Genomic DNA, 3618 nt, shown 5'->3' with positions numbered 1-3618 from the left:
CTACTGCCCTACTGCCCTACTGCCCTACTGCCCTACTGCCCTACTGCCCTACTGCCCTACTCCCCTCTTCCGCCGCAGCCTGCCGCAAATCGGCAATCACCGCGCGCCGGTCATGACGCCGCCAGGCGAGATGGAGTGAAACCGTGCGGTCGAACCACGGCAGGTCGCGAAACACGATCCGCGGCGGCGCGGCGGCACGCAGGCTGGCTTGCACCGTCGCCAAGCCGAGACCCGCGCTGACAAGGCCGAGCGAGGTCAGCGGGTCCGCCGTCTCATAGGCGATGTCGGGCAAAAAGCCGGCTTTGGCGCAGGCGGCAAGGAACTGGCCGCGATTGGTGTCGTCCGGCTGGCGCACGACGGTGATCCAGGTGCGACCGTCAAGATGGTGAGGCCCGATCTCTGGCACTTCAACGAGTGGGTCATCTTCGGGGATCGCCAGCACCAGCGGCTCATGCCGCAGCGCCATGGCGGCGACATCCGGATCATCATCGGGTGGCGACGAGTAGACAAAGCCCAGATCCAGCGACCGCTGCCGTAGCCCTTCCAACTGCGCCGCCGAACGCAGGCTTCTCAGCTGCAGGTGGAAATCCGGCCGGTCGCGACGGAACTGGCGCAGCATCCCGGCGACAAGCCCGGCATGAACGGCCCCTTCGACATAGCCGATGGCGAGCCGGCCGACGGCGCCGCTGGCCAGGTTGCGGCCGAACTCCTCCACACGTCGCGCATTGGACAGCAGCGCGCGGGCCTCGGTGAGGAAGGCGCGGCCCTCGGCGTTGAGATGGACCCGCTGCTTCGACCTCTCAAAGAGGGAAACACCCAACTGCTCCTCGAGCTGGATGATCTGCCGGCTGAGTGGCGATTGGGAAATATGCAGCATTTCGGCTGCGCGCCCGACATTTCCGGTTTCGGCGACCGTGACGAAATAGCGGAGCTGGCGCAGGTCGAACATTTCTCCTCCAAGGCTCAAGTCCCTCTGGGTCTCAACTTTAGCCTAATCAGTCTTAGACTGTCTGACCAGCCAAAAGCGATAATCGGCCATCCAACCAAAGGAGACTGCCATGCAGTTCTTTGCCCTTCTCGCTCGCAACACCGAAAAATTTACCGATGCCGATTTCGCTCCGCTTCTGCCCGGCGAAGCCGAACAGCGGCGCACGCTCTACGCCGAAGGGGCGGTACGTCAGGTGTGGAACCGAGGCGATATCCCGGGCAGCGGCATGATGCTCGAGGCTGCTGATGATGCTGAGGTTCGCGGCCACCTCGCCACCTTGCCGTTGGTCAAGGCCGGCATGATGGACATTGCCGCAATCGTGCCCCTCAAGCCCTACCCCGGCTTCGGCCCGAAGCACTGACAGGGCACATCCGGGGGTGACGAAGGCGTCACCCCCGGATTGACACGGGGGATCGACAGACTGTGATCGGCTGTCAAGAAACCGTCACACGAAACCGGCTTCGCGCGTGCTAGGAATCAGTATCAGGCAGCCGCCGTGCGGCGCCATCTTCGGAACATGTATCTGGCACCGCCCATGGACATCTCTCTCGCCCCGGAAGGCACCGACCTGTCGCCCTACCTGCCCGACGAGCACGGATTGTTCTTCATCTATCACTTCACCGCTGAGGGCGTGCGAACCAGGGACGCCGCCGCCGCGCACTGGACATGGCGCAGCTACCAGCTTTCCGACATGCGGGCCCGCCACGAAATCGGCGCCGATCGGGCTTTGCCGGCACCCGTGCGTGAAGCTTTCCTATCCGCCAGCCATGGCTGCCACATCGACCTTGAGGACGACTGGCTCTATGGCGATCTGCCGGACCTGCGCCATGACTATTCGGCGGAAGCGGGCGGGCTTGGCCATTTCCGCTTCGCGCTCAATGACACGATGCTGGTCGGCGCCCGCAAGCAACCGCTGCAATCGGTCGACAACATCCGCAAGGCGATCGAGAATGGATCGCGCAAGTTCCGCTCGCCAGCCGAGTTGATCGAGGCTGTCGTCGGCCAGTCGTTCGATGGCATGGTGGCGGAACTTGCGGCACTCGGCGACAGTCTCGACGGCATCGAAGACCGTATCGTCTGCGACGCATGGCACAATGAACGGCAATCCCTGGTCGACGCGCGCCGGCATCTGGTGGTGATCCACAGGCAGATGGCGACGCTGACCAATCTGTTCCGTCACCTTGATCATTCGCACCGCAACGACCTGCCAGACAGCATCAACGACATGGCCGCGCGCCTTTCACACCGGGCGCAGACGCTGCACTATGACGGCGAGCAGTTGCAGGCGCGCGCCCGGCTATTGCAGGACGAGCTTATGGCAAAGCTGACGACGCAGTCGAACCGGCTGCTGTACGTCCTGTCGGTGATGACGGCGGTGCTGTTGCCGATGACCATCATCTCAGGCCTGTTCGGCATGAACGTTGGGGGCCTGCCGCTGGTCGACACGCCAATGGGCTTTTGGGTGGTGACGGCTGTGTCCATGGTGATCGCGGGTGCGACCTATCTCTTTGTCAGGCGGCTCGGACAGATGTAGCACCCGCCGGCAGCTTTCACGCAGTGGCGCGAAGATCCTCGATGATGGTGCCGGCGGCGGCCACTTCCGCTTCGTGATCGGGCTCGCGCCAGGTCTCGGCAAGCCCAGCCGCATGCCATTCGCGCATCGCCGGCAGAGCAAGCAACTGCGCCGGATACGCTGCAGCCGCACCCTCGAAGGAGAGCCCATAAGACTGTGCGCGGAACGCCACCGGGGCAAAGAAAGCATCTACTGCGGTGAAATGAGCGCCCGCCAGAAATGGCCCGCCGAAACGAGCAAGACCATCATTCCAGAGGTCGCCGAGGCGAAAGAGGTCCTGCTTCAGCGCATCGGACATCGGAAACGGCTCTACCCGCACGCCGCAACTCATCGGACAGGCGCTGCGCAATGCGGTGAAGCTCGAATGCATCTCGGCGGCGGCCGAGCGCGCCCAGGCGCGCGCCTTGGCTTCGACGGGCCACACGCCATGGTGGCGTTCTGCCAGATATTCGACGATGGCCAGCGAATCCCAGACCGCCCAGCCGTCGTCGACCAGGCACGGCACGCGGCCGCTCGGTGAGAAGGAACGGTACAGATCCCAGCTCGATCCGGTCGGGAATGGCGTCAGCCGCTCCTCGAATGGGATATACAGCGCGCGCATCAGCACCCAGGGCCGCAGCGACCATGAGGAATAATTTTTGTTGGCGATATGCAGCAGGTACATCGAACCCCCTTACCGTACGGGCTGCGGCGCGGCGCGTCGCGCTGTCGTCAACATCGACCAGGAATAGACTGCCAAAGCCGCCCAGATCAGCGCAAAGGCGATGGCCTGGATGGTGCCGAAAGGCTCGTCGAAGATCAGAACGGCGATCAGGAACACCATGGTCGGCGCGATATATTGCATGATGCCGATGGTTGACAGCCGCAGCAGCTTGGCGCCGAAGGCGAACAGCAACAACGGCACCGATGTGACTGGACCGCAGCCGATCAGCAACGCCGTATCCGTGCCACTGTTGGATACGATGTGGTCCTGTCCGGTCGCGATGAGATAGACGATGTAGCCAAGTGCCGGCACCGACAGCAGAAGGACTTCGAGCAAAAATCCCTGGCTCGGGCC

Annotated in this window: 4 protein-coding genes and 1 pseudogene; 2 read left to right on the top strand and 3 right to left on the bottom strand. The window is 63.4% G+C overall.

The annotated features are described in order from the left end of the window. Positions 1-40: 40 nt before the first annotated feature. Positions 41-949: a LysR substrate-binding domain-containing protein gene (locus tag EN925_RS27960; protein WP_127368675.1), complete on the bottom strand. Its 909-nt coding sequence runs from the start codon at positions 947-949 to the stop codon at positions 41-43. A gap of 109 nt (positions 950-1058) precedes the next feature. Here EN925_RS27960 and EN925_RS27955 point away from each other — a divergent pair, with 109 nt between their 5' ends. Beyond that, a complete protein-coding gene (locus tag EN925_RS27955) occupies positions 1059-1349 on the top strand; it encodes a muconolactone Delta-isomerase family protein (RefSeq protein ID WP_013532552.1) in 291 nt (96 codons plus the stop codon). A 174-nt stretch (positions 1350-1523) separates the two neighbouring features. Continuing rightward, on the top strand, positions 1524-2522 hold the full coding sequence (locus tag EN925_RS27950; RefSeq protein WP_164753979.1) for a transporter: 999 nt from the start codon (positions 1524-1526) through the stop codon (positions 2520-2522). A 16-nt stretch (positions 2523-2538) separates the two neighbouring features. Here the strand turns inward: EN925_RS27950 and EN925_RS27945 are convergent, their stop codons facing one another. Together EN925_RS27945 and EN925_RS27940 are read right to left on the bottom strand one after the other, a co-directional pair. Continuing rightward, positions 2539-3225 carry a glutathione S-transferase family protein gene (locus EN925_RS27945; RefSeq protein WP_127368676.1) on the bottom strand — a complete coding sequence of 229 codons (687 nt, stop codon included), beginning with the start codon at positions 3223-3225 and terminating at the stop codon, positions 2539-2541. Positions 3226-3234: 9 nt separating this feature from the next. Continuing rightward, positions 3235-3618, bottom strand: a pseudogene (locus tag EN925_RS27940) (EamA family transporter RarD); the annotation flags it as partial.

The organism is Mesorhizobium sp. M7A.F.Ca.US.006.04.2.1 (assembly GCF_004022915.1).
Taxonomy (GTDB): Bacteria; Pseudomonadota; Alphaproteobacteria; order Rhizobiales; family Rhizobiaceae; genus Mesorhizobium; species Mesorhizobium ciceri.
Note: the sequence above shows the minus strand (reverse complement) of the source record. Positions and strands in the feature narration are given on the sequence as shown.

Bases quoted from the DNA above. Each gene is read 5' to 3' on its own strand.
- EN925_RS27960 (WP_127368675.1), bottom strand. From the start codon at position 949: ATGTTCGACCTGCGCCAGCTCCGCTATTTCGTCACGGTCGCCGAAACC.
- EN925_RS27955 (WP_013532552.1), top strand. From the start codon at position 1,059: ATGCAGTTCTTTGCCCTTCTCGCTCGCAACACCGAAAAATTTACCGAT.
- EN925_RS27950 (WP_164753979.1), top strand. From the start codon at position 1,524: ATGGACATCTCTCTCGCCCCGGAAGGCACCGACCTGTCGCCCTACCTG.
- EN925_RS27945 (WP_127368676.1), bottom strand. From the start codon at position 3,225: ATGTACCTGCTGCATATCGCCAACAAAAATTATTCCTCATGGTCGCTG.